This is a genomic window from Cellulomonas flavigena DSM 20109 (genome assembly GCF_000092865.1).
GTDB classification, from domain to species: domain Bacteria; phylum Actinomycetota; class Actinomycetes; order Actinomycetales; family Cellulomonadaceae; genus Cellulomonas; species Cellulomonas flavigena.
The window spans coordinates 1392159-1417903 of sequence record NC_014151.1 but is presented as its reverse complement, the minus strand read 5'-3'; the positions used below and the strand labels follow the sequence as shown (position 1 = coordinate 1417903).

Genomic DNA, 25745 nt, shown 5'->3' with positions numbered 1-25745 from the left:
CGGTCACGGCTCGGGCAGCACGTCGCCGACCGGCAGGAACACGTCCTCCAGGTAGCGGACGTTGGCGATCTCGACGAAGTCCAGGCTGCGTGGCAGGTCGCGGCCCAGGACGTCGTCGAGCACCAGCGACGGCATGTCGACGCCCGCGGCGATCGTCAGGGGCATCGCCCCGGGGAACCGCGGGTTCACCTCGAGCAGCGCGGGGACGCCGTCGGCGTCGCGCTTGAGCTGCACGTTCGCCACCGACGTCAGTCCGACGGCGCGTGCGACGGCGGAGGCGGTGGCGACCAGCTCCTCGTCGTGCACCGTCACCCCTGCCACCGCGACCCCGGAGTCGACGCGCAGCCGCGCGCGCGGGACGGCCGCGATCACGTGGCCCGTGGAGTCCGCCAGGACGTCGACCGAGTACTCCTGCCCGGGCAGCAGCTCCTGGACGAGCAGGTCGTCCTCGTCGTGCACCGCGTCGAGCTCCCGCGCCGAGCCGACCGTCCGCACGCCGCGCGACCCCGCGCCGCGTCGCGGCTTGACGATCACCGGGAAGTCCCAGCCGGACAGGGCCTGCGGCGTGCCGAACAGCTCGGTGCGCGGTACCCGCACGGTCCCCGCGCAGGCGTGCGCGAGCGCGAGCTTGTCGAGGCACGTGTCGAGCGTGCGCGACGACGGCGAGGCCAGGCGCGTGCCCGCTGCCGCGAGCGCGTCGCGTGCCGCGGCCAGCCGAGGCAGCTCGACGTCCACGGTCGGGACGAGCACGTCGATGCGGTCCCGCTCGCACATGCGTCGCACCACGTCGACGAACTCGGGCGCGCGGCCCGCCGGGACCAGCCGCCGGTTCTCCGCCGGCACCAGGTACAGGGCGCTGGCCCACCGGTCCATGTCCGCCGCGAGCACGTCGACGTCACCACGCCGCAGCAGCGAGCGGACCACCGCGACCCCCGCCGGCCCCCCGGCACCCGTCACCAGGACGCGCGTCATGGTGTCAGCTCCCCCGAGCGAGGCGCGGGCAGGGTCGCCGCCGCCGGCGCCGCTGCGGCCGCGCGGCCGGAGAGCATCGCGGCCGCACGCACGGTCTCCAGCGGCTCCGCGTAGCGGCCCGTGCCGAACCGCGACCAGTAGCGCGCGGTCGAGCGCACCGCGTCGGGCTCCATGTAGTCGCGGTGCGACTGTGAGGAGAACGCCGCGAGCATCTCGAGCTTGGTCTCCAGGAACCCGTCGACGGGCACGAACCTGCTGGGCCGGAAGTCGACCGTGCAGGACGGGCTCTGGAAGCACGCGAGGGACGGCACGCGGCGCGTCGCGACCATGACGGCCTCGTGCACGGCCCGGTGGTCCTGGTGCCGGTCGTGCGCCGAGTGCGTGTAGACGACCGTCGGCGACAGCTCACGGACGGTGTCCTCGATGACCGTGATGAGCCCCGCTGCCGGGTCCATCCGGGTGTCCTCGAAGTCGTGCAGGTACAGCCGTGCACCGATGACGGCCGCCGCGGCCAGCGCCTCGTGCCGGCGGGTCTGCGTGTCGCCGCCCACCGCGCCGCCCGACAGCGTGAGGATGACGACCTGGTCGCCCGCGGCCCGGTGGGACGCGAGCGTCGCACCGACGCCGATCTCCACGTCGTCGGGGTGCGCCCCGACCGCGAGCACGACGTCCCGGGTGCCTGCCGCCTCGCGGCGGGCCTGCCCCTCGGCCGCCAGGGCGGTGACGCGCTCCAGCAGCGTCGCGGCGGCGACGGGCTTGACGAGGAACTCGTCGGCGTCGCGCCGCAGCGCCTCGACCGCGTAGTCGACGGAGGCGAACGCCGTCATCACCGCGACCGGCACCCCGGGCGCCCGCGAGCGCAGCTCCCCCAGCAGCTCGAGCCCCGACATGCCGGGCATCTGGATGTCCGTGAGGATCACGTCCGGCGCCTGCCGCGCGACCTCGGCGAGCGCCGTCATCGCGTCGCCGGCGACGACGACCTCCATGCCGCCGCGCCGTTCGAGCACCGTGCGGACGAATCCAGCGGTGTCCGCGTCGTCCTCGACGACGAGCACTCTGGTCCGTGCCTCTGTCACTGCTGTCCTCCCACCCCTGGAGCAGCGCCGGACGACCACGCTACGTGGCAGGTGGCCGTGCGTCGCGCACGTGTCGACGCCCGCGTGACCGCAGAAAGGGACGATCGTCGTGAATGGCACGACACCGGGCGTCGCGGGCGGCCGGCGACCGGGTGAAATGCACGTGCTCGACGAGGCTCGGGAGCACGACGCCCCGCGCTGCGCTGTTCGGGTGGCTCACCGCGAAGTGCCTGACCCACGCGTCCGCTCCCCGGTACGGTCCGGCCGACGAGTCGGCAGCGGGAGGAGAGGGCACCATGCGGCAGGTGGTCGGTGGCGCGCTCGTCCTGCTGCTCGCGGTCGTCGTGGCGGCGTGCGCACCGGACGGCAGCGAGGAGGAGCAGACGTTCGAGGACTACTGCGACGCCGTCCACGAGGTGTACGACGTCCAGGCCGAGGCGACGTCCGACGGGGTGCTCGTCACCTGGGACGGTGCGCGGACGCTGGACGAACCCGCGACCTTCGTCGTCCACCGCCGACCCACCGGCGCCACGCCGTGGCAGAGGGTCGAGGAGGTCGACCGCCTCGACGACGACTACACCTACCTCGACACCCGCCCGGCCGAGCAGGCCGGGGTCGCCTACGAGTACGAGGTGACGTACGTGCTGCCCGCGTGCGGCGGCGAGAGCGAGCTCTGCCCGCCGTTCGCGTGCGACCCGCCGCCGGCGGCCACACCCCGTCAGGAATGACTCCTCCGAGCACGACGACGGCCGCCGCCCCTGGGGGGCGACGGCCGTCGGACGTGGAGGTGGCGGGAATCGAACCCGCGTCCGATGACGTGGGACCAGGGCTTCTCCGGGTGCAGTCCGCAGTAGATTTTCTCAGCCCCCACGATCACGCGGACAAGACGTGGACGGGCTCAGTCGGCTAGGAGTCCCGCCCGTCCCACCGACGAGGACGGACAGCAGTGGCTCTCTAGATGACGCCGGGAACTAGACCGAGAGCATGTCTAGGCCGACGGACTTCGAGGCTCGCTCAGGCGGCGAGGGCGAAGTCGGTGCGCTTGGAATCGGCACCTATGAGTCGCACGGAGCGTTTACGAGATAACCGTGCATCCTCGACCCGCTTCACCTGGTTCGACGATCACCGTCGAAACCGATCACCCCCAGGGTGGTGTTCACTTGTCAAGCTGACCGTCCGCCCTGGTGGGGCCGACGACGTGGACCAGCGTACGGCACAACGTGCGGGGCGTCGTGAGGATTCCCGCGGCCTCAGGCACCCAGGGCGCGCGCCGCGACGGCGACCGCCCCGACCGCGACCCCGAGCACCACCGACAGCGCACGGCCGGCCCACCGGGGTGAGGTGGTCGCGCGTGGCACCGGGACGGTGCGCGGTGCCGGCGCGGGCGCCGCCGGGCGCCGCGGCAGGACGTACGGAACGTCCGGGAGCGACGTCACCTGCGGCAGCGGCGGGCGGCGGCGTGCCCCTGCCGGCGGCCGACGTCGACGCGACCCCACCGGTCGCGGCCCGTCATTGAGCACGTGGAGCGGGACGGTGGGCAGCCGCCAGCCGTGACGACCGGCGGCGCCCGCCGGGTCGTCCCGGACCCACAGCGGCACCCGCCCCGTGGGCGAGGACGGCACGTCCCTCGGTGATGACATGCCACGACGTCGACAGACGCACCCGACGACTTGAGCGCCTCTCCCCCGAACGTGACACCCCGTCAGTCCGGCGGGGCCCTGGGGCCGGCTGCTCGCAGCCCACCCGAAGCTGCCACCCCGGTCGACGTCGTCGTAGATCCCGGCGCACGTCCGGCACATCCCGAACTCCTCGCCGCCGGCGGGGCGTACGGCGACGACGACCGGCCCGCCGCCGCACGGGCAGATCCAGACCGGCTCGACCGTGGTGGGTGCCTCGACCGTGCGACCGAGGATCCGGTCGGCGTCGAGCCCCTCGGCGACGAGGTCATGCTCGACCGCGCGCACGAAGCCGTCGAGGATCCGCAGGTCGGCCTCGATCGTGACGTGGAAGTCCGCGAGCAGGTCACCACCTCGCGGCAGGAACTCGTTCCCTTCGCGGACGAACCGCACGGTGCCCTCCTGGTGCTGTCGACGCGTGTCGCCGACGTCCCAGCGTCGGGTGCGACGCGGCTCGTGAAGGTAGCGCCGCGACACGTCACGGGTCGACGGAGATGCCGCGGTGGTTCACCCGGTCGCGCCTCCCCGGGCGGCCAGCTGGGCCTCGATGAGCTCGACGGCCAGCCAGTGCCCCCGGCGTCGGGCCATGTCCAGCGCGGACTCCGCCGGGAGGCCCGCCGCCCTGAGCGGGTCCGCTCCCCTGGCCAGCAGCAACGCCGTGGCGTCGACGTGCAGCGGCTCGCCGGACTGCACGTGGGAGTCGATCTCGACGTCGATCGCGTGATGCAGGAGCGGCATGCCGAGGTCGGTCTGCTCGACGTCGACACCGGAAGTCCCGGAGGTCCCGCAGCTCGGGCAGGAGATCGTGCTCGACGGCGAGGTGCGCCGGATCCGTGCCGGGAGCGGCGGCCTCGCCCGTCGCCGGCCCGCGGACCACGGAGGCAGCCACTTTGTCAGTCTCCCGCCCAGTACTCATTGCTTCTCCCCGCGACCCACCAGTCCACAGGGATCTCCTCAGGCTCCGCCCACCTGGTCGTACCGGGCATCACATGGACGCCCTCGACGACCTCCCAGGACGGATACGTTGAGATCACCGCTTTCCCGAAAGCCACGTCTGCGGGATGCAGCCACACCTCCGCCGCGACGTCGCAGAACAGGACGACACGCCCGGACTCCGTCATGAGGGGCTCGAGAAATCCCTCGCCGCATTCTGGGCACCTGAGCGCCCATCCTTTCGCTTGAGACATTTCCATTCAGGGTCCAAACCGTGTTCGCGTGCGAAATGAGGATGTACTTGCGGGCCGTCAGGGAGCGTCACTGTCGATGCTCATCCGTACTCGTTCATGGTCAGCTCGATGGCGTGGTCGCCCGACGCGTCACCGCACGGACCGACGAAGACGTCGCGCCAGATGATGTCGGGGCCGAAACCTCCCCGGTCCGCCCGGAGGTCGACCTCGGCATCGCCCTGGCGAAGGACCACCTCTCCGTCGTCGACCACCTCCCACTCGATGTCGCCGGACATCGTGCGGAAGTCCTCGGGGTCACAGGCGTCGCCCGCCCCGTAGGGGATCGCCTCGACGACTCCGACACCACCGGCGTCGAGACGCACCGACTCGCCGTCGTCACCCTCCCAGAGCTCTCCGACCGGCACCGACGGCGCCTCCTGCTCCACGCATCCCGCGGCGACCAGGCAGAGCGACGCCGCCATGACGCCCGCGACAACCACACGCTGCGGGGCTCGACCCGGGCGCCGGCTCACGGCCGTCACGTGCCGACCGCCTGCAGCCTGCCGCGCGTCGCCGAGCCGTTCAGCCACTGCGTGAACTGCTGGGCGGTCATTTCTGCGGAGCGCTGGCCGGCGATCTCGTAGCCGGACGCCCTCCTGGACGAAGCGGCTGACGTCGTCGTCGGACGAGGGCCCGGTTGGCCGCCGACCGCATCCGCCGGACCACCTCCGCCCCGCTGATCTCGCTAGTCGCCCCGCTCGCGCGACCTCCTCGACGTCGCAGGCGACGTCGAGGAGGTCGCGCGCAGCAACGAGGTCATCGTTCTCGCGCAGGTGTCACTGCGACGTCGCCTCCACCGTGGGGATGCGCTCGAGCCACCGGGTCGGGACGTCGACGTACGTCTGGTCCTCCAGGTTCTTCCACTGTGCGTCGGTCAGTGGCCGCTTGGTACCGCCTGCGACCTCCCACTTCTGCTTCGAGGCGACGTCCCGCAGCACGATCGGGCCCTCGGGAACGGGGCTCATCCCAATCCAGGGTGTAGTCGCTGTCTGAAGCCGCCGGTCTCGAGCAGGCTGCGGGCGATGTAGTTCGCGATGTTGCGGAAGCCGAGGGCCGAGCCGCGCAGGTGTTCGAGGCGTCCGTTCATGGCCTCGGTGGGTCCGTTGCTGGTGCCGGGTCGCTCGAAGTAGGCCAGGACGTCGGCGGCCCGCTTCTTCAGGGTCCGCCCGAGCGTGCGGAGCTCGATCAGGGCGGCCGGGACGCCGGTCGTGACGGACTCGATCAACTGGGTCATGAGCTGCTTGCCGCGGGCGCGGTCGGGCTCTCGATAGGCGCCGACCATGCGCTGGTAGATGCCCCAGGTCGCCTCGACCTGCACGTGGTCCTCGTTCTCGAACAGCGCCGTCAGGCGCTGGCGTTGCCGGTCGGTGAGCAGGTCGGCACCGGTGTGCAGGGTCCGCCGGGCGCGGTAGAGCGGGTCACCGGCGCGGCCGCGGTGACCGTGCAGGTCCTGCTGGACCCGGCGCCGGCAGCGGTCCAGCGCGTCCCCGGCCAGGCGGACCACGTGGAAGGGATCCATCACGCAGGTCGCCTCGGGCAGCTCCTCGGTGGTGGCGGTCTTGAAGCCGGTGAACCCGTCCATCGCCACGACTTGCAGAGCGTCGCGCCAGGACTGCGGACGCTCGGCGAGCCAGGTCTTGAACGCCTGCTTCGAGCGGCCTTCGACCATCGCCAGCAGTCGCGAGGGCCCGGTCCGGTCGCGGGCCGGGGTCAGGTCGATGATGACCGTGACGTACTTCTCCCCGCGGCGGGTGTGTTGCCACACGTGCTCGTCGACGCCGATGACCTTCACGCCCTCGAAGCGGGCCGGGTCCTCGAGCAGGACGCGTGCGCCCTCGGCCAGGACGGCGTCGTTGGCGGTGTCCCACGACACCGCCAGAGCCTGGGCGAGGCGGGCGACGGTCAGGTGCTGGCAGACCAGCCCGACCAGAGCCCACCGCAGGGCGGTCCGGGACAGTTTGGCGCGCGGTTCGGCGGCGCGGCTGGTGTCCTGGCGCCAGACGTGCCCGCAACCGGTGCACTTGTAGCGGCGGATCGTGACCAGCAGGGTCGTCGGGCGCCAGCCCAGCGGCTCGTGCGCCAACCGTCGGGTCACGGTGTCCCGCGGGCCGCCTTCGCAGCCGCAACGCCGGCACCAGCGCGCCGCCTCGTCCTCCTGGACGCGGCAAGCGAGCACCGCCCGGTCAGTTTCCAGGTGCTGGCCCACGACCACGAGACCGAGCTCGTCGAGGCGGCAGAACGTCGTCAGGTCAGGGGTCGTGAAGGTAGCGTCAGGCACGTCGAGGTCTTCCTGGATGGCTGTGTGAGAACTTCCATCCTCGGGAGACCTCGACCTCTACCCGGGCACCGACGCGCCGCCCGTCCCTCGCGCCGCCTGGCCGCCGGCTACACCCTCAACTGGGAAGAGCCGGGAACGGTCGCCGTAATGCGCTTCATGAAGTTGTCCGGCACGTTCGTAAAGCGCGGCGACCCGATCGCGGCGTAGTCTGCCGCGGAGAGGTGATGCGCCGCGCCACCGACGACCTGGTAGACCGCCCCGTTGCGCGGCGTGCGCACGATGACCGGCTCGGTGGGGATGCCCGTAGGCACCCGGGAGATGACTCGCGGGTGCACGTTGTAGTGCAGCGCACCGATCTCCTGCAGCTCGGTGGTGTTCGCGACCGGGTACCGCGAGCAGCCGATGACCTGCCAGATCGCACCGGTCTCGGGGTTGCGCAGCAGCACGGGGCCTGCCGGCGCCTTGTCGACGGCCTTGGCGATGAAGCCCGGCGGCACGTCGACCCACGCGGGGCTCCCGATGGCGGCGTGCTCCGTCATGCTGCGCACCCCCTGACGCGTGCCGCTGAAGATCTGGTGCACCGCCCCGGTCGTGTGGTCACGCAGCACCGTGCCGTCCGCCGGGACGGACCCGAGCTTCGCCGCCGCGGCCTGGCTGACCTCGGTCACCCCGCGCGGCCCGATGGCCTGCCACTCGCTCGGTGTCAGGTGGTACTTGGCGCCACCGGCGACGACGTAGATGGCACCGTCGGGCGTCCGGATGAACTGCCCGTTGCTGAACCCGGTCGCCGCCGCGGGGACGGACGGGCCGGCGCAGACCTTCGCCGGCTTCGTCGTGTGCCCGCTGATCCACGCCCCGAGGTCGTCGACGCGGGTCTCGGTGGCCTCCTGGCGGGTGCTGGTCGCGCCGAGGCACCCGCCCTGGTAGGCCGTGTGATGCAGAGCGACGACCTCGACGCCGTTCGACGTGGCGCGCAGGGCCGGACCACCGGCGTCGCCCTTGCAGATCGTGGCGCCGGATGCCGCCGCGGTGATGTCGAGGCTGGTGCCACCGACAGCCGCAACTGTGTAGGTCGCGGCTCGCACGGTGTCCGGCACGATCGCGTCGGCGGTCCGCCCGTACCCGGTGACCGTGAGCTCGTCCCCCGCGGCCGGCGGTGTCGTGGCGACCGCCGCCGGCGTGACATCCTCGACGGCCTGGGCGAGACGCACCAGCACGACGTCGCGGTCCGGGTGCGGCACGAGGAGGTCGGCGGCCACCACGTGCCCGGCGGTCGTCGTCAGATCAGCGCGGCCGATCGTGGCGGTGACCGCCGACCGCGGCGCACCCAGGACCGCGGGTCCGCCGGCGACGGGCGCGACGCACGACGCGGCCGACAGGACCCACCGCTCGGAGATCCGCACGCCCGAGCACGCCCGCTCCCGCACCTGTCCCGGTGGCGTGTCCGGGTCGCCTGCGACCTCCAGTCTGACGGTCGCCGCGGCGGCCGGGCCGGTCACGCCCTCCCCCTCCACCGCGTGCGCGGCGGGAGCCACCGACACCGCCACCCCGAGCGCCAACGACGCGACCAGCGCGCCCCCCTGCATCCTGCGCCTCATGCTGAGCCCTTCCTCGTCAGAGAGATCCACTTGCGGTGAGCACGTCACGGAACTCCCACCCGTTCGCCGCGCGCCTGGACGTCGACGACGGTCCGGCCCTCGAGCGTCTCCCACAGCGCGTCGTCAGCGGCCGCTTGATCCCTCCAGCGACCCGACGGTCGTTGCCTGTGCGAGGCCGTCACGGTCCCCACACCCGCCCGATGCGGTACTCGCTGGTGACGGCCAGCCGCACGAGGAGGTCCGGGATGTCGCCGCCTTCCTGCAGCATGTCGCCGAAGCTGCGGAGGTGGTTCGGGTCGGGCGAGCGGCCGAGCATCTGCTGGTCGGCCTGGTCGACGACCCGGTCGCGGTACTCGTCGGAGTGCACGAACTCCTGGAGCACGGCGGTCCGTCCCTGCTGGGCGGCGCGGTCCGTCCAGTGGGTGAGCTCGACCGCGGTGGCGTCACGGCCCAGCAGGTCGCGGTGCAGGGCCTGGACGAGCCCGGTGTCGGTCGACCCGGCGCGCGCGTAGTACTCCGCCGTGCTGACGAAGTGGTGCGTGATCGCGAACGTGTCCATGCCGCCGTCGTAGCGCGAGACCCAGATGTCCCGTTGCGTGTCGGTGGGCTGGCGCCCGAGGAGCGTGACGTACGTGTCGGTGACGAAGACGCGGCGCCACGAGAGCGAGTCGACGATGCCGACGGTGATGTCCCGCAGCGTCTCGCCCTGGTCGAGCCTCGTCGCCCAGTGAGCGATGTTGCCGGATCCGGCCTCCCGCTTCAGGACGTCGCGGTACAGGGTGGCGACGTACGCCTCGGTGAAGCCGGACTCACCGGGCTTGGGCGCCATCGCCGCCGCGATCCAGCGGCCGAGGTCGTCCACCCGGGTCTCTGTGGCGTCACGCCGCGTTCCGGCGGCGCCGAGGCAGCCGCCCTGGTAGGCGGTGTGGTGGATGGCGACGAGCTCGACGCCACCCGTGTCCGTCGCGCGCAGCGCCGGGCCGCCGGCGTCGCCCTTGCAGATCGCGGCGTCGTCCTGCGCGGGCGCGATGTCGACCACGCCGTCGCCGAGCGCCTCGACCGTGTACGCGGCGGCGTGCACCGTGTCGGGGACCACCGCGTCGGCCGTGCGGCCGAACCCGGCCACGGTCAGCGTGTCGCCGACCGCCGGCGGGGTCGTGGCGACGACCACGGGGGCCGTGGTCACCTTCGACGCCAGGCGCACCATGACGACGTCGCGGACGGGGTGCGGGACGAGCCGGTCGACCGTGGCGACCTTCCCCGACGTCGCCGTCAGGTCCGGCCGCCCCACCGTCGCGGTCGTCGGCCACGGCGGCGCGTCGAACGACACCTTCCCGCCGGCGTCCGCGAAGCACGACGCCGCTGTGAGGACCCATGACGCGGCTACGAGCGCACCCGAGCACGCCCGCTCCCGCGTCTCCCCGGGCGCCGCGTCGGGGTTCCCGGCCATCTCGATCTTCACCGTCGCGCCCGCGACGGCACCGCTCGGGACCACGCCCTGCGCGGCGTGCGCCGGCGGCGCCACCGCCGCGAGCGCCGCCACGACCGCGACCAGCGCGCCCATCTGCTTCCGGCACCCCATGGGACGCCCCTCCTTCTCGTCGATCCTCACGTCCCGTCCCTCCTGGCCGGCGCGCGTCACAGCGCCCACACCCGTCCGTTGCGAAACTCACCGCTGACCGCCAGCCGCACGAGCAGCTCCTGCACGGTTCCTCCGGCGGGGTCACCGGCGATCTCGATACGTACGGTGGCGTCCGCCACCGCCCCGGGCGCGACCTCTCCCGCCGCCGCGTACGCCACCGGCACCACGGCCGTCGCCGGCCCCGTCGCCGCTGCCAGGGCACATGCCCACCCTGCTACGACCCCTGCACGACGCACCGCGTCCACACCTCTCGGCTCAGCACGGCCCCTCCGGGCCCTCACGCACGCCGGACGGCCGTCGGGTGCGCGTCCCACCGCGCACCCGACGGCCGTGGCCTCGGTCTAGTCCAGGACTGCGACAGCCAGCGGGCCGGCTGTCGTGACCAGGGAGCTGCGGTTGGTCCAGCCGTCGTTCGACGCGGCCTCCCACACCTGGCCGCCGTTGACCGTGTAGATGTACTTCACGCCCCGCGCCGTCATGGCTGCGATCGCCCCGGGTGCCGGGACCTGCGAGTCCTGGTTCCTCCACCCGTTGTTCGACGCCGCCTCCCACACGCGACCACCGTTGACCGTGTAGAGGTCGCGATAGAGCGAGGCCACGTAGGCGCTCTGGAATCCGTCGTCACCCGGCTTCGGTGCAGTGACCTGCAGGACCCACGGCCTCAGGTCGTCGACGCGGGTCTCGGTCGCGTCCCGCCGCGTGCTCGCCGAGCCGAGGCACCCGCCCTGGTAGGCGGTGTGGTGGATCGCGACGAGCTCGACCCCACCACTTCCCGTGGTGCGGAGCGCGGGTCCACCCGCATCGCCCTTGCAGATGCCCGCGTCGTCCTGCGCGGGCGTGATGTCGAACGCGACGTCCAGGACCGACGCGACCGTGTAGGGCGCGGCATGCACCGCGCGGGGGACGACAGCGTCCTTGGTGCGCCCGTAGCCGCTGACCGTCAGTGTCTCGCCGACCACCGGGGCCGTCGTGGCGACCGGCACCGGAGCCGTCCCGCTCACCCCGGTCGCGAGATGCGCCAGGACCACGTCGCGGTCGGGGTGCGAAACCAGGCGGTCGATTTTCACCACCTGGCCCGACGTTGCCGTCAGGTCCGGCCGCCCGACCGTGGCCGTCGTCGCCCACACCGGCGCACCCGCCGGGACCACGCCCGACGCGTCGGCAAAGCACGACGCCGCGGTCATCACCCACGACGCAGCAACCAACGCACCCGAGCACGCCCGCTCCCGCGTCTGCCCGGGCGCCGCACTGGGGTCACCGGCGATCTCGAGACGCACCGTCGCGGCCGCTGCGGCAGGCTCAGTCACCGAACCCTGCACCGCCCGTGCCGGCGCCTCGACCGCTGTCAGCGCGACCAGAGCGGCGAGCGCCACCAGCCCCACCCGTTGACCATGTCCACTTCTACCGATGCTCTCGCTCATGCGCACGCTCCTGACTCTCCTGCCGGACGAGCGCAGCTGCGCTCGTCCGGCAGGCCTCTTCCGACTCACCCCGACGTGCTGCACGGCCCCTGGTGGCACTTCCCCCAGACGCTGGTCCAGCCGGCGTTCAGCGCGCCCTCCTTGACGAGTGCGGCACCGTCACCGGTGACCACACCGATGCGGTTGCCCGAGAGCACCATCGACTGCACACCGCCGTACTCGACGACCCATCCCGCTCGCAGGTCGCCCTCCTTCACCAGGGCGTCACGCCCGTTCGTCAGCACACCGATCCGGTCACCCGACAGCGCGAGGTCGCGCACGCCGCCGTGCTCGGCGACCCAGCCGGCACCCAGACCGCCCTCCTTCACGGAGGCTTCGCCGCCGTCAGACAGCACGCCGATGCGGTTGCCGGACAGCACGAGCTGCTTCACGCCCCCTGACACCTTGACCCATCCGGCGTTGACCGGCCCCTCCTTCACAGAGGCGTCGCCGCCGTGGGTCAGCACGCCGATCCGGTCGCCGGACAGCACGAGCTGCTTCACGCCCCCTGACACCTTGACCCACCCGGCGTTGACCGGCCCCTCCTTCACAGAGGCGTCCCCGCCGTCCGTCAGCACACCGATGCGGTCGCCGGACAGCACGAGCTGCTGCACGCCACCGGCGACGCGGACGAACGGGGCCGTGATGCCCCCGTCCTTCACGAGAGCGACGCCGTCCGACGTCAGTACGCCGATGCGCGTGCCGTCGAGGACGACCTGCGCGGCGTCGTCGTGCACCGTCGTCCAGCTGCCCGTGAGCCCGTCGGCGACGATCGCCTTGCGTGCGTCGGTCACGACGCCGACACGACCTCCGCCGAGCGCCAGGTGCTGCGTCGGTGCGGTGACCTGCCCGACCCAGTCGCGGAGGTCGTCGACGCGCGTCTCGGTGGCCTCCCTGCGGGTGCTCACCGACCCGAGGCAGCCGCCCTGGTAGGCGGTGTGATGGATTGCGACGAGCTCCACTCCCCCACTCGCCGTCGCACGCAGCGCCGGGCCACCCGCGTCGCCCTTGCAGATTGCGGCATCGTCCTGCGCCGGCACGATGTCGAGAGCCCTGTCGCCGACCGACGCCACCGAGTACGCCGCGGCGTGCACGGTGTCGGGGACGACGGCGTCGGCGGTACGGCCGTACCCGGCGACCGTCAGCGTCTCGCCGACCGCCGGCGGCGTCGTCGCGACCGCCAACGGAGTCGTGGTGGTCACCGTCGACGCCAGGTGCGCCAGGACGACGTCGCGGTCGGGGTGCGGCACGAGCCGGTCCACCTTGAGCACCTGCCCGGTCGTCGCCGTCAGGTCAGGGCGCCCCACCGTCGCCGTCGTCGCCCAGCGCGGCGCGCCGGCCGTCACCGCCGCGCCGGACGCGTCCGCGAAGCACGACGCTGCCGTGATCACCCACGACGCGGCGACCAGCGCCCCCGAGCACGCCCGCTCCCGCGTCTCCCCGGGCACCGCGTCGGGGTGACCCGCGATCTCGAGGCGCACGGTCGCCGCCGCTGCGGCCGCCCCGGGCACGACGCCCTGCACCGCGTGCGCGGGCGCCGCGACCGCCGTCAGCGCCATCAGAGCGATGACTGCCCGGGCAGCCCTCCACCTACGTCCGTCGACCTGATTCACGTACTCGCTCCTCCCACCCCGGGACGACCCCCGCGGTGCTCATCCAGCCCGGACACTTCCGACCCGTGCGCGCACGAGTGCTCGTGCGCTCCGGCCGGCACTACCGCCAGACGCTGCTCCACTCGGCGTTCAGGGCGCCCTCCTTGACGAGTGCGACACCGACACCGGTCACTGCGCCGATGCGATTTCCTGAGAGCACCAGCGACCGCGCGCCGCCATGCTGGACGACCCAGCCCGCCCCGAGGCCCCCCTCCTTGACGGAGGCGACGCCGCCGTGGGTCAGCACACCGATGCGGTTGCCGGACAGCACGAGCTGCTTCACGCCGCCGGCCACCTTGACCCACCCGGCGCCGATCCCGCCCTCCTTCACGGAGGCGTCGCCACCGTCGGTCAGGACAGCGACCGTCCGTACCCTCGTCGCACGCGCCGTCGTGCTCGCGCCGCGCACTGCGGCAGCGACCTCAGGCACCGTCGCCCCAGTCCCCGAAGCGCAGCTCCACCAGCACCGCCTGCGGCAGCACCTCGTCGTCAACCCCGGGGCTGATGGGCCGCTGACGGTTCGCGGGGATCTCGACGACCTCCTCGGTCGGCTTCTCGCCGGTCACCTCCGGGGGGATCACCGCCGTCGCGACCACGTCGTCCGCTCCGGCCCGCACCATGAAGGTGTGGGGGATCTCGAGCACGAGGAACCCGCGCGAGCCCGTCGTCTCGAAGCAGTAGTTGCGGGTCGTGTCGCTCCCGGGGACCGCCCCCCGTACCCGGATCTGGTCCGCATCACACACCCGGTCGTCCGGCCCGGGGACGTACTGGATGTGCCCGTCCCCCGAGACGACCTTGAGCCCGTGCTCGCTCAGGATCTGGTCCGCACCGGGGTACGCGAAGTCCTCGACGAGCGACCCCTGCACCTCGGAGTCCGCGACCGCCGCCGGCGCACCCGACGCGACGACCATTGCCCCACCGACGACCGCAATCGCGGCACCCACCACAGCAACTACTCGCTTCACTGCATCCTCCGTCGTGTCTCCTGCACCCGAGCCCGTCGGACACCGCCTGGCGGCCGTGTCGAGAGCCGTGAGGTTCACTGGCTGTAGTTCCTGCTCATCTCGACCGTCTCCTCGACCGATTCCCGCCCGCACGGGCGCACACGGACATCCCGCCAGATCACGTCGCCGGCGAACGGCCCCCGACTCGCCGAGACGGCGACCTCCAGGTCTCCCTGGCGCAGGGTGAGCTCGCCGCCCTCGATCTCTTCCCACGCGACGTCGCCCGACATGGTCCCGAAGCGCGTGGGGTCACATGCGGAGCCCGTGTCGTACGGGAGGCCCTCGACGACTCCGACGCCACCGGGCTCGAGTCGCATCGACTCGCCGTCGTCCCCTTCCCAGAGCGCGCCGGTCGGCACTGACGGGGGGGTGTCCTGCGTGCACCCTGCGGTCACGAGGCAGAGCGTGGCCGCGCTCCACACGAGCGCTCGCCGCCGGCCCCGGGCTGGACGCCCCATCACGGCCGCCACTTCTCGGCTGCTTCGAGCCGACTGCGGATCTCCGGGCTGTTCAGCCACTTCGCGAACTCCTGGACCGTCATCCCGGCGTCGTAGGCGTCGGCGATCTCGTAGCCGAGCTGGATGGCCACGTCGTCCTTCGGGTCCGCGTTCCCGGCGTCCGGCCCGTGCGACGCGAGCACCGCGCTCTCCAGGCTGAACCCGAACCTGCTCATCATCACGCCGTACTGGACGTTCCCGAAGACGTCGTAGTACAGCTCGGAGCCATCCGGCATCGCGACCCAGGAGTCCTCTCGGGTGTGGACGCCGAGACGTTGGGCGAGCTCCACCTTGGCGTCCCACTCGCACCCGTCGCAGAACGTCGCGTTCATGTCCCGCAGCATCTGCGCGACCAGGGTGCCCTTCGGGTGCCCCACCATGATGGTCGCGAGTTCGTACGACTCCTTCTGGCCGACAAGACCCGCAAGGCTTCCGAGCGTGACGTTGCCCGGCTTGAAGCCCGACCCCGCCATCGCCCGGAGGACCATCGGGGTGACCTCGTTGAGGAGCTTGCGGTTGGACGTACCGATCTCGGTGAACTCGTCGGCCTTCGCCGTTCCCAACCAGTCGTTCATCTGCTCGAACGCGATGTGCGTGGCCAGGCCCCCCCGCAGCTCGGGCTGGACGGGGTAGCACTTGATGTAGTCCCGCGACGCCGGGCTGCCGCAGGTCACCCAGTCCACCAGGACGGTTCCGAAGGTCGTGAAGCCGTTGGTGCACGCCACGGAGGACTCCGTCGGCTGACCGGTGGGGCTCAGACACATCCAGTACCGGTGGTAGGAGCTCGCCGTCCCGACACCTGTGGGCGACGAGCCCTGGGCGAGGTTGCGGATCGCGACCTCGTCCTGCTTGAGCTGCTTGACGTAGTTGGTCCAGACCGAACGGGCTGCGTTCTCCGCAGCTGTCGCGTCGAGTCCCGCGTCGCGCGCAGCTACACGGGCCGACTCCTTCGCCATCTGAGCCGTCGCTGCGTCGGTGACGGCCCGCTCCGCGGCCTTCGTCGCCGTCACTGCGGAACGTGCCGCGCTCTGCGCGCTCGCACCCGCCTGCGCCGCCGCGGCGACCGCGGTCTGCGCCGAGACGGCCGCCTTCTCCGCCGACGCGCGCGCAGCGGACGCCGATGTCGCGGCCTGCTGTGCGTAGGTCGCCGCCTGGGCCGCCGCCGAGCGTGCCTGCTCCGCAGCCGCCGCGGCCTCGCCGGTCGCCTTCGCGGCGTCGGCCGCCACCCGACGCGCCTCCGCCGCATCGGCGAGAGCTCGCTGCGCGTACTCCTGCGCCTGGGCGACGAGGGCACGGACCGCCTCGACGTGTGCAGCCTGCTCGAGGTCACGCTGCGCAGCCTCGAACTGGCCGACCGCGAGGAAGTACGACAGTCCCGAGCGGGGGCCTTCGAGTGCGACCTGCGCGGCGGCCTTCACCTCGGGGCCGCCCTCCTCGAGGACACGCGCGGCCTCGATCTCCATGTCTGCCGCCCGCGCCACGTACTGACCCGTCCGCAGGAACTCGTGCATCTGCGCCGGCGTGCCCTCGAGGACCCTCTGGGTCGCCTCGTACAGCATCGGACCGGGGTCCGCGTCCAGGATCCTCGCCAACGCGCGCTCGTCGTCGAGGACCTTGCGCGGGTAGGCACGGGTCCGCAGGAACGTCGCAGCAGCCCCGTCCTCACCGTTGACGGCCGTGAGCGCCGCCTTCCTCTGCTGACCGTCGGGCAGTGTGTCGATGAGACGCCACAGCCGCACGCGGTCGTCCTGGTCGGCCGCGGCGGCGCGTCCCGCGTCGAGCCACGAGCGCAGGACGGCCTCGTCGCCGGCCAGCGCGTCCGCGGCTGCCGCCGCCGTCCACTCACCTCCCGTGCTCAGGAGGTCCATGGCGGCCAGTCGGCCCTGCTGCAGGACGGTCGCGCTCGTCGCGTCCTCCGCGGTCGCCTCGTCGAGCAGCGCCCGCGTGGCGGCAGGTACCCGGTCGTCCTCGGGCGTGTCCCACCGCAGGCTGCGATCCCACGCGAGCATCTCGCCGCCCGATTCCCCGGAAGCCTTCTCGGCCGCAGCGGCGTTGCGCGCGGCCACGAGGCCGGCGTCGATCGCTTCCTCGAGCCTGGCCGCGTCGGCCTGACGCGCCAGCTGCTCCACGACGACGGCCTGCTCCGCGGCGTCGACCGCGAGCTTCGACGCCTTCGTCGCGTCCTCCGCGTGCGTCGCCGACTCCGCGGCAGCCGTCGCCGTCTCGCCCGCGTGGTCCGCCGCGTCCTTCGCGGCGGCCGCTGCTGCCGCGGCGTGCTCGCCGGCCTGACGTGCGAACTCGAACGCCTGGTCGCCCGCGGCTGCCGCCTGCTCGGCGAACTGCAGGCTCCGCACCGCCGCGGCTGCAGCAGCGGCCGCGCGGGCGCGCGCCTCGGCCGCGGCCTGCCGGGTGCGCTTGGCCTGGCTGACCGACACGCCCGACTGCCGCGCAGCCCGGTCCGCCGCCTCCGCCGCGGCGTCGGCGTCCTGGCTGGCACCGACCGCCGCCTCGGCGGCCGCGCGAGCCGCAGCGATCGAGGCGTCGCGCTCCTTGCGGATCCCGACGAGCGTCTTGATCCGCGCGGCCGCCGCGTCGGCCGCCTCTGCCGCGGTACGGGCGGCCGCGGCCCTGTCGCGGTCCGTCCGCGCAGCGGCGGCCGCAGCCTGGGCGGCTGCTGCCGCCTGAGCCGTCAGCGACGCGGCGGCGGTCGCCTTCCGTGCCCCCTCGGCGGCCGTCTGTGCCGCCCGCAACGCGGCGCTCGACGCGGACGAGGCCTCTCCTGCCGCGCTCTGCGCGGCGATGGCCGCGTCCTCGGCGCGCCCGGCGGCCGCGGAGGCACCTTCCGCGGCGCCGCCCGCGGCCTGCGCCTGCGCGAGAGCCTCCTGAGCGGACTTCTTCGCGTTGGCGGCCGCGGCCACCGCCCGCGACGACGCCGCTGTCGCCTCGCCCGAGTGGGTCGCGGTGTCCTCGCTCGCCGCGCGCGCCTGCTCGGTCAGACCGGCGACGGTCGCCATCTCCGCGTCCCGCGCACGCGCGACGTGCTGACCGTGCTGGAGGAACTCCTCGAGCTGCTCCGGTGAGCCCTCCAGAGCCACCTCAGCGGCCGCCGCCAGCGCGGGTCCGCTGTTCTCGGGTCCGCCCGTCAGCATCCGCGACGCGCGGATCTCGTTGTCGGCGTGCCGCGCCCTGGCCAGTCCGGTGCTCAGGAACTCGGACCACGCCAGCGCGTCGCCGTCGAGCGCCTTCTCCGCAGCCTGCTGGGTCACGGGTCCGCCCGCCGCCATGGCGCGCACGACCCTGAGCTCCTCGTCGGTCTCCCAGGCAGTACGGAAGCCCTCCTGGACGAAGCCCCGCACGTCGTCGTCGGACCCGGCCAACGCTCGGTTGGCCGCCGCGCGCATCGCCGGTCCGCCCGTGGCACCCAGGGACTGGGCGGCGCTCCGGTAGTCGACCGCGAGCGCTTCGTCGTACCCGGTCTCGAGGAACGCCTCCACGTCGGCGTCCGAGCCCACCGCGGCGGCCGCGGCCTCGCGAGCCACCTGAGGCGTCCCGGCCTGGACGAGCAGCACGACCCTGCTGCGGTCGACCTCGGCCGACCCGCCGTCCGTGCCGGCGGCGTACGCGGTGGACGTGCCCCCCAGCGTTGCTCCCAGCGTCACCGCCACCACAGCAGACAGCACCGACCGACGACCTGATCGCGCCACACCATCCCCCTTGGGGCCGCCCCGGTCATCCCGGTGCCGACCCGTCGCCCCTGCTCGACCGAGGGACACCCGCCCGTGGGACGACACGAGGAAGCCGCAGCACACCCGCCGACGGGTCGCGCTGCAGGGCAGCCCGGTGCGCGCCGCCACACACCTCGGCGAACGGCGGAACCGCCGTCGCCTCGCTGCACGTACGAGGCATACCTCTCGTCGGGGAGCCTAGCGTCTAGACCATCACGAAGGTGGTGATTCGGACACGTGACACAGAGAGACAGAGAGACAGCCGATCACGAGCGCCGGGAGCCGGGGCTGCGTCGGCCGGCCCACGGCCTGCCAGGTGCGGCTCCGGTCATCTCGTGCGCCCGTCGGTGCCGTACCCGACGATGGCCTCATGGACCTGCCCGTGATGCCGCCCGTCGCGCCGATGCTGGCGAAGTCGGTCAAGGAGATCCCCGACACCGGCCACGTCGAGCCGAAGTGGGACGGCTTCCGCACGATCGTCTTCCGCGACGAGGACGACGTGGAGCTGGGCAGCCGCAACGGCAAGCCGATGACGCGGTACTTCCCCGAGCTCGTCGAGGCGCTCAAGGAGAACCTGCCGGAGCGCTGCGTGCTCGACGGGGAGATCGTCGTCGTCACGGGCGACCGCCTCGACTTCGACGCGCTCCAGCAGCGCATCCACCCCGCGGCCAGCCGCGTGAAGCTGCTGGCCGGGCAGACCCCGGCGTCGTTCGTCGCATTCGACCTCCTGGCGCTGGGCGACGACGACCTCACGGGCCGCCCGTTCTCCGAGCGCCGCGCCCGGCTCGTCGAGGCCCTCGCCGGCGCCCGTCCCCCGGTCCACGTCACGCGCGCGACCGGCGACATGGCCGAGGCACAGCGCTGGTTCACGCAGTTCGAGGGCGCCGGCCTCGACGGCGTCGTCGCCAAGCCCCTGGACGCGCCGTACCAGCCGGACAAGCGCGCGATGTTCAAGATCAAGCACGAGCGCACTGCCGACTGCGTGGTCGCCGGGTTCCGCTGGCACAAGACCGGCGACGTCGTCGGGTCGCTGCTGCTCGGCCTGTGGAACGACGAGGGCCGCCTGCAGCACGTCGGGGTCAGCGCGTCGTTCCCCATGGCACGGCGCCGCACGCTGCTCGACGACCTCGCGCCCTACCGGGACGTCGACCTGGCCGACCACCCGTGGGGCGCGTGGGCCGACCAGCAGGCGCACGCCGACAACCGCCTGCCCGGCGCGGTGAGCCGGTGGAACGCCACCAAGGACCTGTCGTTCGTGCCGCTGCGCCCCGAGCTCGTCGTCGAGGTCGCGTACGACCACATGGAGGGCGACCGGTTCCGGCACACGGCGCAGTTCCGCCGCTGGCGCACCGACCGCGACCCGCGCACGTGCACCTACGAGCAACTCGACGAGCCTGTCGGCTACGACCTCGCGGACGTCCTCGGCGGCTGAGCGACTCGTCCGCGGCCCGCCCGCCCCGTACGCCCCGCTCAGGCCAGGGGGACGACCGCGAGCAGCGCCGCCGTCACCAGGACCGTCGCCACGACCTCCCCCGCGCCGATCACCGCGGGTCGCGCCCGCGGCCACCGCCACGGCACGACGGCGGCGCGCACGGCCAGCAGCACGCCGACCGCCCCGAGCACGGGGTGCACGGCCGCCAGCACCGCGGCGACCAGCACGTGGTACGCCACGGACACCTGCCGCACGCGGGGGTCGTCCCGCTCGCGGATCAGGGACTTCACGTAGGGCACGGTGCCGAGGAAGTAGGCGAGCAGCACACCGGTGGCCGCCCAGACGTCGACCGCCCGTGGCGTACCTGTGCCGAGCACCGCGGCGACCGGCGTCAGCAGCGCCGCCGCCGTCACGGTGACGGTGTCGTTGAACCACGAGCGGTCCGCGCGCCGCAGCGACGCGACGAGGCTCGCGACGAGGAGCGGCGCGAAGACCGGGGCCCACACGAGGAGCCGCGGCGCCACCACGAGCAGCACGGCCAGCAGCGCGAGACCGACGCCGCCGTACACGAGCACCGGACGCCGGTACCGCGGCTTGCGTCCCGACCGCAGCCAGAGCCCCGCCGCGTGGTACGCGAGGTACCCCACGAGCCACGCGACCAGCAGCAGGACGTGCCGCCACGACCAGCCGCCGACGATCCCGCCGACCACGGGCGGGACCACGAGCATCGCCCACGCGCCGTGCTGCCGCGGCACCCACCCGGGCGGGGGCCGTCGACGTCGCACGCGGGGTGCCGGGGCCGACGTCGTCGTCACGCGGCGCAGCCTAGACCCGCCCGACCCCGGTGACGATGGGTCCGAGGTCCGGGCCGCGCGCGCGACCTCCTAGTCCGCGAGCCCGATCGCGTACCCGACGAAGAACAGCGCGGCGACGACCACGACCCCGCCGATGACCAGGTAGGCCGCCCAGTTCGCCCCCCGCGATCCCGTCGCCGGCTGGCGGTCCGACGCACCGGACGTCGACGACTCCCCCGGTGGCGTGTCCCCGGGCGCGACCCCACCCCCGGGCTCGAGCCCGGGTGTGGTGGACGGGTCCGGGTCGGGACTCGTCGGCGTGCTCATCCACCCACCTCCTGTGCGTCGTGGTCCTCCACGGTGCGTGCCGCAGCGTGCCTCGGCAACCGCTGAGACGTCCGTGCCGGTCAGGAGGCCGCGAGCGTGAGCAGCTCGGAGTCCAGCGCGATCTGCGTGTCGAGCGTGACGTAGCCGCGGTCCTCGAAGAGCACCGTGACGCGCTCGGCCTCGACGACGCTCACGGTGCCCGGCCCGAACTCCCGATGCTCCACCTGCTGGCCGGACCGCAGCCGCTGCCGCGACACGGTGAGCGACGTCCCCGCCTCGCAGCTGTCGCACCGCTCGCACGTGTCGCGCCGCTCCTCGCCCAGCAGCTCGAGCAGCAGCCGCCGTCGGCAGTCGGTGGTGTCGGTGTACGTGCGGACCAGCTCGACGCGTGACGTCTCGAGCCGCGCCCGGCGCTCACCGGCCTCCTGCACGTCGGCGAGGACGCGACGCACCACGACCCCCTCGACAAGCCGCAGACGACCGCCGTCGTCGCGCACCGCCGCGACGTGCTGCAGCGTCCCGACGGCCCGCGCGACCGTCCGCCGGCCCAGGCCCGTGCGCGACACCAGCGCGGCCACGTCCCCCGGTTCCTCCGCGAGCGCGGCGAGCACGCGGCGCAGGGTCGCCGGACGCGGCCCCCCGCTCGCCCGCTGGTAGCGCGACAGCGCGTGGTCCTCGGCGCGCACGACGACGACACCACGCGCCGGCTCCTCGTCGCGCCCCGCCCGTCCGACCTCCTGGTAGTACTGGTCGAGCGTCGCGGGCGCCCCGGCGTGGACGACGAGGCGCACGTCCGGCCGGTCGACGCCCATGCCGAACGCGGACGTCGCCACCACCAGCTGGTCCTCACCCCCGAGGAACCGGTCCTGCACCCGGGCACGCTCCGCGGCCGGCAGCCCGGCGTGGTAGACGCTCGCGGGCCGCACCTCGGCGATGAGTGCGGCGAGCTGCTCGCAGTGCGCGCGGGTGCGGGCGTAGACCACGACGGCGCCGGGCTCCTCGGCCACGAGGTCCCGCACGACGGCGTCCCGCTCGTCCTGCGTCGCGACGTACCGCGCGCCGAGCCAGATGTTGGGGCGGTCGGCGTCGTGCACGAGGACCCGCGCGTCGCGCATGCCCAGGCGTCCGACGATCTCGTCACGGACGTGCGTCGACGCGGTCGCCGTGAGCGCGAGCACGCGCGGTGCGCCGAGCTGCTGCACGACGCCGCCGACGAGCAGGTAGTCGGGGCGGAAGTCGTGACCCCACTCGGCCACGCAGTGCGCCTCGTCGACGACGACGAGGCCCACGTCGGCGTCGCCCAGGGCGGCGCGCACCACGTCCCGCTGGAGCTGCTCGGGGCCCAGGAGCAGCACGTCGAGCCCACCGGACGCCGCGGCCTCCAGGGCCTCGCGCTGCTGTGCCGCGGTGCGGGCCGAGCTCACCGACGCGACCCGCAGACCGGCCTCGGCCAGCGCACGCTCCTGGTCGCGCTGCAGCGCGATGAGCGGCGACACGACCACCGTGAGCCGTGCCGCCAGCAGGGTCGCGATCGCGTACACCGCCGTCTTGCCGGCACCGGTGCGGGCGACGAGCAGGGTGTCGTGGGCGGTCAGCCCGCGCAGCGCGTCCCGCTGCGCCTGGCGCAGCTCGGTGCCCTCGCCGAGCACCCGCTCGACCGCTTCCTCGAGGGTCGCGCCCGCCCGGCCCCCGGTCGTGGTCGGCGCCGTCCTCCGGGTCGCGCTCCCCGTCGTGCCCTGCGTCGTCGTCGCCACGCCACCGTCCCTGTCGCTCGCGGATCCCCCGCGAGAGGTCTACCCGCTGCGGAGCCGGAGCGCGCGCCGAACGTGCGTCAGGCGGTGGTCACCAGCCGCCGCCCCCACCGCCGCCGACGCCCCCGCCCGAGAACCCGCCACCCCCGCTGAAGCCGGAGTCGCCCGACGACCCGGGCGTCGGTGCGGTGATCGCGGCGGTCGCGATCGACTCGAACCGGTCGATCGCCCCGGCGAACCCCGTGGCCCAGAAGCCGTACGACGCGGGGTACGCCCCGACGTACCAGGACGGCTGGTCGATCACGTACCCGCGCGCGGCGAGCTCGGCGAACACGCGCGCCCACCGGTCGGCGAGGCCGAAGACCATGGCGTACGGCAGGTAGCGGCTGAAGACGTCCTGCCCCTCCTCGAAGCGGATCTGGTCCCCCTCCGCGACCTGCAGGTACCGCCGGAACCCGAGCGCGTGCGCGAGGACCGCGGTGCCGTCCGCCGTGCGCGCGGGGGCGGCGCCGCTGAGCGCGAGCACGAGCACCCCGACCAGTCCGAGCGCGACGCCGACCAACGAGAGCCCGGGCACCGAGCCGACCGCCCAGCCGGCGACGAAGCCGCCGAGACCCGCGACGAGCAGCAGGATGCCCACGGCGATCCACGACGCCCGCACCGTGCGCGGGTTCGCACGGAACCACCCGACGTCCGTGACGTGGTCGTACATCATGCCCTGCACCTTGGCGAGGGACGACGAGAAGGTGGTCCTCAGCGCCGACAGCCGGACCTGGCTGCCCGTGGCGAACAGGTCGGCCAGCAGCGTCGCCTCGAACGGCAGCAGACCCTCGGTGCTCTGGCGCGTGCGCACGAGCGTCCAGTCCTTCGGCTTCCTGCCCGGCTTCGAGCGCGGCACCTCCTCGATGCGCAGCCAGCCGCGCACGGCGAGGTCGATGATGGTGGCCGTGACGTCGACGGCGTCGGCCTTCTCGTCGACGAGGGTGCCGATCTCCCCCGGGCGCGTGCCCTCCGGCGGCTGGAACTGCACCGTCACCGGCGCCCGCTTGTCGCGGGCCCCGACGGACGTCTCCTGGCCGGAGGCGGGGCGCAGCCCCGGCGTCAGGCCGAGGTAGGCGCGGTCACGACCGGTGCGGCGCACGCGCGCGACCGCGAGCGCACCGCCGACCAGCGCGACGCCCGCGGCGCCCGCACCGCCGGCACTCACCGGCCGCAGCGGCAGGGTCGGGTCGGGCTTGTCCCGCAGGATCGGCTCGACGCCGGGGAACGTGCCGCCGGGCCACCCGGTGACGGTGGTGAGCTGGTCGCCGACCACGACGACGTCCTGCGTGAACGTGGCGCCGGTGTCCCGTGTCGTCGCGTCGTCGCAGGGCGTGGTGGAACCGTACGGCCCGACGAAGCACACGGCGCCCTCGACGTCCGCAGGCCCGGTCACCGTCACCGAGACGTCGGACAGCGGGATCTCCCAGCCCGGCCCGATGACGTTCCAGTACAGCTCGTCACCGGAGTGCTGCTCGTTCGCGGGGTTGAGCCACCCGTCGACCGTCATCTCGACCACGTACGTCTGCACGCCCGCGACGTCGCCGACGTCCGGGTCCCCGATCCGGAGCACGACGGCCGACGACTGGTCCTCACGGTTCACCTGCGCGGGAGCGCCCGTCGGGCTGGACGCGGTGACGTCGCGGTACTCGAAGAACCGGTCCCGGTCGTCGTCGTACGACACGCGCGTGGGGAACGAGAGGTAGGGTCCGTGACCCGGGTCGTCGCCGAAGTCGAAGTCGAGCTCGAGGCGCAGGGCGACGGTGCCGTCGACGGCGACGTCCGCCGTGACCTCGTACCGGGTGATCTCCCGCCCGCTGACGAGGTCGCCGGGGGTGCCCGCGGCGAAGGCCGCGGGCGGCGCGCCGAGCGCCTCGCGCGGTGCGAGCAGCAGCACGCCGAGGGCCAGCAGCACGACGAGCGCCGTGACGCCCAGCCGGCGCACGGCGCTCAGCACCGCGGGATCGGTATCGGACGGGCGAGGCGGCACGACGTGCGGCGCGGTGCTCACCGGTCGCGGCGCTCGCGGATCGCGCGCTGGGCCTCGAGGTTGTCCTGCCGCTCGCGCAGGGCCTGCCGCTTGTCCCAGTCCTTCTTGCCGACCGCCAGCGCGATCTCGACCTTGGCGCGCCCGCCGAGGAAGTACAGCGCGAGCGGCACGATGGTGTGCCCCTTCTCGCGCGTCTTCGCGTCGAGGCGCTCGATCTCCTCGCGGTGCAGCAGCAGCTTGCGCTTGCGACGCGGTGCGTGGTTGGTCCACGTGCCCTGGGAGTACTCGGGGATGTGCACGCCGTGCAGCCACGCCTCGCCGCCGTCGATCTCGGCCCAGCCGTCGACGAGCGACGCACGCCCGGCGCGCAGCGCCTTGACCTCGGTGCCCGTCAGGACGAGCCCGGCCTCGAGCACGTCCTGGATGAGGTAGTCGTGCCGGGCCTTGCGGTTGGCGGCGACCATCGTGCGGCCGTCGGCCTTCGCCTTCGCCACGACACGGCCCTCCGTTCTGCTGCTGGTCGGCGCGCGTCACGCGGCCGAGGTGGTCACCCCTGCGGGGCACGGCACGACGGGCGTCGGCCGGGCACGAGCCTACCGGCGCGGC

The 25745-nt window shown here is 73.5% G+C and carries 23 protein-coding genes and 1 other RNA gene; 2 read left to right on the top strand and 22 right to left on the bottom strand.

What is annotated here, in order from left to right; genetic code table 11:
• Positions 1 to 3: 3 nt before the first annotated feature.
• Positions 4 to 972 carry an ATP-grasp domain-containing protein gene (locus tag CFLA_RS06400; RefSeq protein ID WP_013116504.1) on the bottom strand — a complete coding sequence of 323 codons (969 nt, stop codon included), beginning with the start codon at positions 970 to 972 and terminating at the stop codon, positions 4 to 6.
• Positions 969 to 2048, bottom strand: a complete 1080-nt coding sequence (locus CFLA_RS06395) for a response regulator (RefSeq protein ID WP_013116503.1) — start codon at positions 2046 to 2048, stop codon at positions 969 to 971. The genes CFLA_RS06400 and CFLA_RS06395 overlap by 4 nt, the downstream gene beginning before the upstream one ends.
• A gap of 296 nt (positions 2049 to 2344) precedes the next feature.
• On the opposite strand from CFLA_RS06395, the gene CFLA_RS06390 reads away from it, so the two are divergent.
• Positions 2345 to 2776 carry a fibronectin type III domain-containing protein gene (locus CFLA_RS06390; RefSeq protein WP_013116502.1) on the top strand — a complete coding sequence of 144 codons (432 nt, stop codon included), beginning with the start codon at positions 2345 to 2347 and terminating at the stop codon, positions 2774 to 2776.
• A 51-nt stretch (positions 2777 to 2827) separates the two neighbouring features.
• Here the strand turns inward: CFLA_RS06390 and ssrA are convergent.
• The 15 genes from ssrA to CFLA_RS06315 all read right to left on the bottom strand — a co-directional run bounded on the left by ssrA (position 2828) and on the right by CFLA_RS06315 (position 18761).
• Positions 2828 to 3194, bottom strand: a transfer-messenger RNA (tmRNA) gene (ssrA, locus tag CFLA_RS19480).
• Positions 3195 to 3298: 104 nt separating this feature from the next.
• Positions 3299 to 4117, bottom strand: coding sequence for a hypothetical protein (locus CFLA_RS06385; protein WP_013116501.1), 819 nt, complete (start codon positions 4115 to 4117; stop codon positions 3299 to 3301).
• A 114-nt stretch (positions 4118 to 4231) separates the two neighbouring features.
• Positions 4232 to 4462 (bottom strand): hypothetical protein, encoded by a 231-nt coding sequence (locus CFLA_RS06380; RefSeq protein ID WP_013116500.1) that lies wholly within the window; start codon positions 4460 to 4462, stop codon positions 4232 to 4234.
• A 529-nt stretch (positions 4463 to 4991) separates the two neighbouring features.
• Entirely contained in the window at positions 4992 to 5423 is a 432-nt protein-coding gene (locus CFLA_RS06370; protein ID WP_245530311.1) for a hypothetical protein, read from the bottom strand.
• Positions 5424 to 5726: 303 nt separating this feature from the next.
• Positions 5727 to 5915, bottom strand: a complete 189-nt coding sequence (locus CFLA_RS06365; protein ID WP_013116497.1) for a hypothetical protein — start codon at positions 5913 to 5915, stop codon at positions 5727 to 5729.
• Complete coding sequence (locus CFLA_RS06360) at positions 5912 to 7228, bottom strand: ISL3 family transposase (RefSeq protein WP_013116496.1); 1317 nt, start codon at positions 7226 to 7228, stop codon at positions 5912 to 5914. The genes CFLA_RS06365 and CFLA_RS06360 overlap by 4 nt, the downstream gene beginning before the upstream one ends.
• A gap of 107 nt (positions 7229 to 7335) precedes the next feature.
• Positions 7336 to 8826: a trypsin-like serine protease gene (locus tag CFLA_RS18955; RefSeq protein WP_013116495.1), complete on the bottom strand. Its 1491-nt coding sequence runs from the start codon at positions 8824 to 8826 to the stop codon at positions 7336 to 7338.
• A gap of 178 nt (positions 8827 to 9004) precedes the next feature.
• Entirely contained in the window at positions 9005 to 10438 is a 1434-nt protein-coding gene (locus CFLA_RS18950) for a DUF4214 domain-containing protein (protein WP_013116494.1), read from the bottom strand.
• 26 nt (positions 10439 to 10464) lie between these two features.
• A complete protein-coding gene (locus tag CFLA_RS20415; protein WP_187291336.1) occupies positions 10465 to 10626 on the bottom strand; it encodes a hypothetical protein in 162 nt (53 codons plus the stop codon).
• Positions 10627 to 10809: 183 nt separating this feature from the next.
• Positions 10810 to 11889 (bottom strand): S1 family peptidase, encoded by a 1080-nt coding sequence (locus CFLA_RS06345; protein ID WP_013116492.1) that lies wholly within the window; start codon positions 11887 to 11889, stop codon positions 10810 to 10812.
• Positions 11890 to 11954: 65 nt separating this feature from the next.
• On the bottom strand, positions 11955 to 13541 hold the full coding sequence (locus tag CFLA_RS18945; RefSeq protein WP_013116491.1) for a S1 family peptidase: 1587 nt from the start codon (positions 13539 to 13541) through the stop codon (positions 11955 to 11957).
• Between the two features lie 100 nt (positions 13542 to 13641).
• Positions 13642 to 13911, bottom strand: coding sequence for a hypothetical protein (locus CFLA_RS06330; protein ID WP_013116490.1), 270 nt, complete (start codon positions 13909 to 13911; stop codon positions 13642 to 13644).
• A 91-nt stretch (positions 13912 to 14002) separates the two neighbouring features.
• A complete protein-coding gene (locus tag CFLA_RS18940) occupies positions 14003 to 14491 on the bottom strand; it encodes a hypothetical protein (protein ID WP_052302691.1) in 489 nt (162 codons plus the stop codon).
• Between the two features lie 128 nt (positions 14492 to 14619).
• Positions 14620 to 14979 (bottom strand): hypothetical protein, encoded by a 360-nt coding sequence (locus CFLA_RS06320; RefSeq protein WP_245530310.1) that lies wholly within the window; start codon positions 14977 to 14979, stop codon positions 14620 to 14622.
• A gap of 62 nt (positions 14980 to 15041) precedes the next feature.
• Positions 15042 to 18761, bottom strand: a complete 3720-nt coding sequence (locus tag CFLA_RS06315; protein WP_187291335.1) for an ALF repeat-containing protein — start codon at positions 18759 to 18761, stop codon at positions 15042 to 15044.
• 415 nt (positions 18762 to 19176) lie between these two features.
• On the opposite strand from CFLA_RS06315, the gene CFLA_RS06310 reads away from it, so the two are divergent.
• Positions 19177 to 20238 carry an ATP-dependent DNA ligase gene (locus CFLA_RS06310; RefSeq protein WP_043598856.1) on the top strand — a complete coding sequence of 354 codons (1062 nt, stop codon included), beginning with the start codon at positions 19177 to 19179 and terminating at the stop codon, positions 20236 to 20238.
• A gap of 38 nt (positions 20239 to 20276) precedes the next feature.
• On the opposite strand, the gene CFLA_RS06305 is transcribed toward CFLA_RS06310, so the two are convergent.
• The 5 genes from CFLA_RS06305 to smpB form a co-directional block, all read right to left on the bottom strand.
• The gene (locus CFLA_RS06305; protein ID WP_043598854.1) at positions 20277 to 21053 is read right to left on the bottom strand and encodes a YwiC-like family protein; all 777 of its coding nucleotides are present in this window, start codon (positions 21051 to 21053) and stop codon (positions 20277 to 20279) included.
• Between the two features lie 69 nt (positions 21054 to 21122).
• Positions 21123 to 21359: a DUF6480 family protein gene (locus tag CFLA_RS06300; RefSeq protein WP_013116484.1), complete on the bottom strand. Its 237-nt coding sequence runs from the start codon at positions 21357 to 21359 to the stop codon at positions 21123 to 21125.
• 80 nt (positions 21360 to 21439) lie between these two features.
• Positions 21440 to 23113, bottom strand: a complete 1674-nt coding sequence (locus tag CFLA_RS06295; protein WP_013116483.1) for a RecQ family ATP-dependent DNA helicase — start codon at positions 23111 to 23113, stop codon at positions 21440 to 21442.
• Positions 23114 to 23201: 88 nt separating this feature from the next.
• Complete coding sequence (locus tag CFLA_RS06290; protein WP_245530309.1) at positions 23202 to 25106, bottom strand: DUF2207 domain-containing protein; 1905 nt, start codon at positions 25104 to 25106, stop codon at positions 23202 to 23204.
• Positions 25107 to 25156: 50 nt separating this feature from the next.
• On the bottom strand, positions 25157 to 25633 hold the full coding sequence (smpB, locus tag CFLA_RS06285; protein ID WP_013116481.1) for an SsrA-binding protein SmpB: 477 nt from the start codon (positions 25631 to 25633) through the stop codon (positions 25157 to 25159).
• Between the last annotated feature and the right edge of the window lie 112 nt (positions 25634 to 25745).

What these genes read in the sequence shown, in the direction of transcription:
- CFLA_RS18955 (WP_013116495.1), bottom strand. Translation starts at nt 8,826, where the DNA reads ATGAGGCGCAGGATGCAGGGGGGCGCGCTGGTCGCGTCGTTGGCGCTC.
- CFLA_RS06400 (WP_013116504.1), bottom strand. Translation starts at nt 972, where the DNA reads ATGACGCGCGTCCTGGTGACGGGTGCCGGGGGGCCGGCGGGGGTCGCG.
- CFLA_RS06300 (WP_013116484.1), bottom strand. Translation starts at nt 21,359, where the DNA reads ATGAGCACGCCGACGAGTCCCGACCCGGACCCGTCCACCACACCCGGG.
- CFLA_RS06365 (WP_013116497.1), bottom strand. Translation starts at nt 5,915, where the DNA reads ATGAGCCCCGTTCCCGAGGGCCCGATCGTGCTGCGGGACGTCGCCTCG.
- CFLA_RS06345 (WP_013116492.1), bottom strand. Translation starts at nt 11,889, where the DNA reads ATGAGCGAGAGCATCGGTAGAAGTGGACATGGTCAACGGGTGGGGCTG.
- CFLA_RS06380 (WP_013116500.1), bottom strand. Translation starts at nt 4,462, where the DNA reads ATGCCGCTCCTGCATCACGCGATCGACGTCGAGATCGACTCCCACGTG.
- CFLA_RS06310 (WP_043598856.1), top strand. Translation starts at nt 19,177, where the DNA reads ATGGACCTGCCCGTGATGCCGCCCGTCGCGCCGATGCTGGCGAAGTCG.
- CFLA_RS06390 (WP_013116502.1), top strand. Translation starts at nt 2,345, where the DNA reads ATGCGGCAGGTGGTCGGTGGCGCGCTCGTCCTGCTGCTCGCGGTCGTC.
- CFLA_RS18940 (WP_052302691.1), bottom strand. Translation starts at nt 14,491, where the DNA reads ATGGTCGTCGCGTCGGGTGCGCCGGCGGCGGTCGCGGACTCCGAGGTG.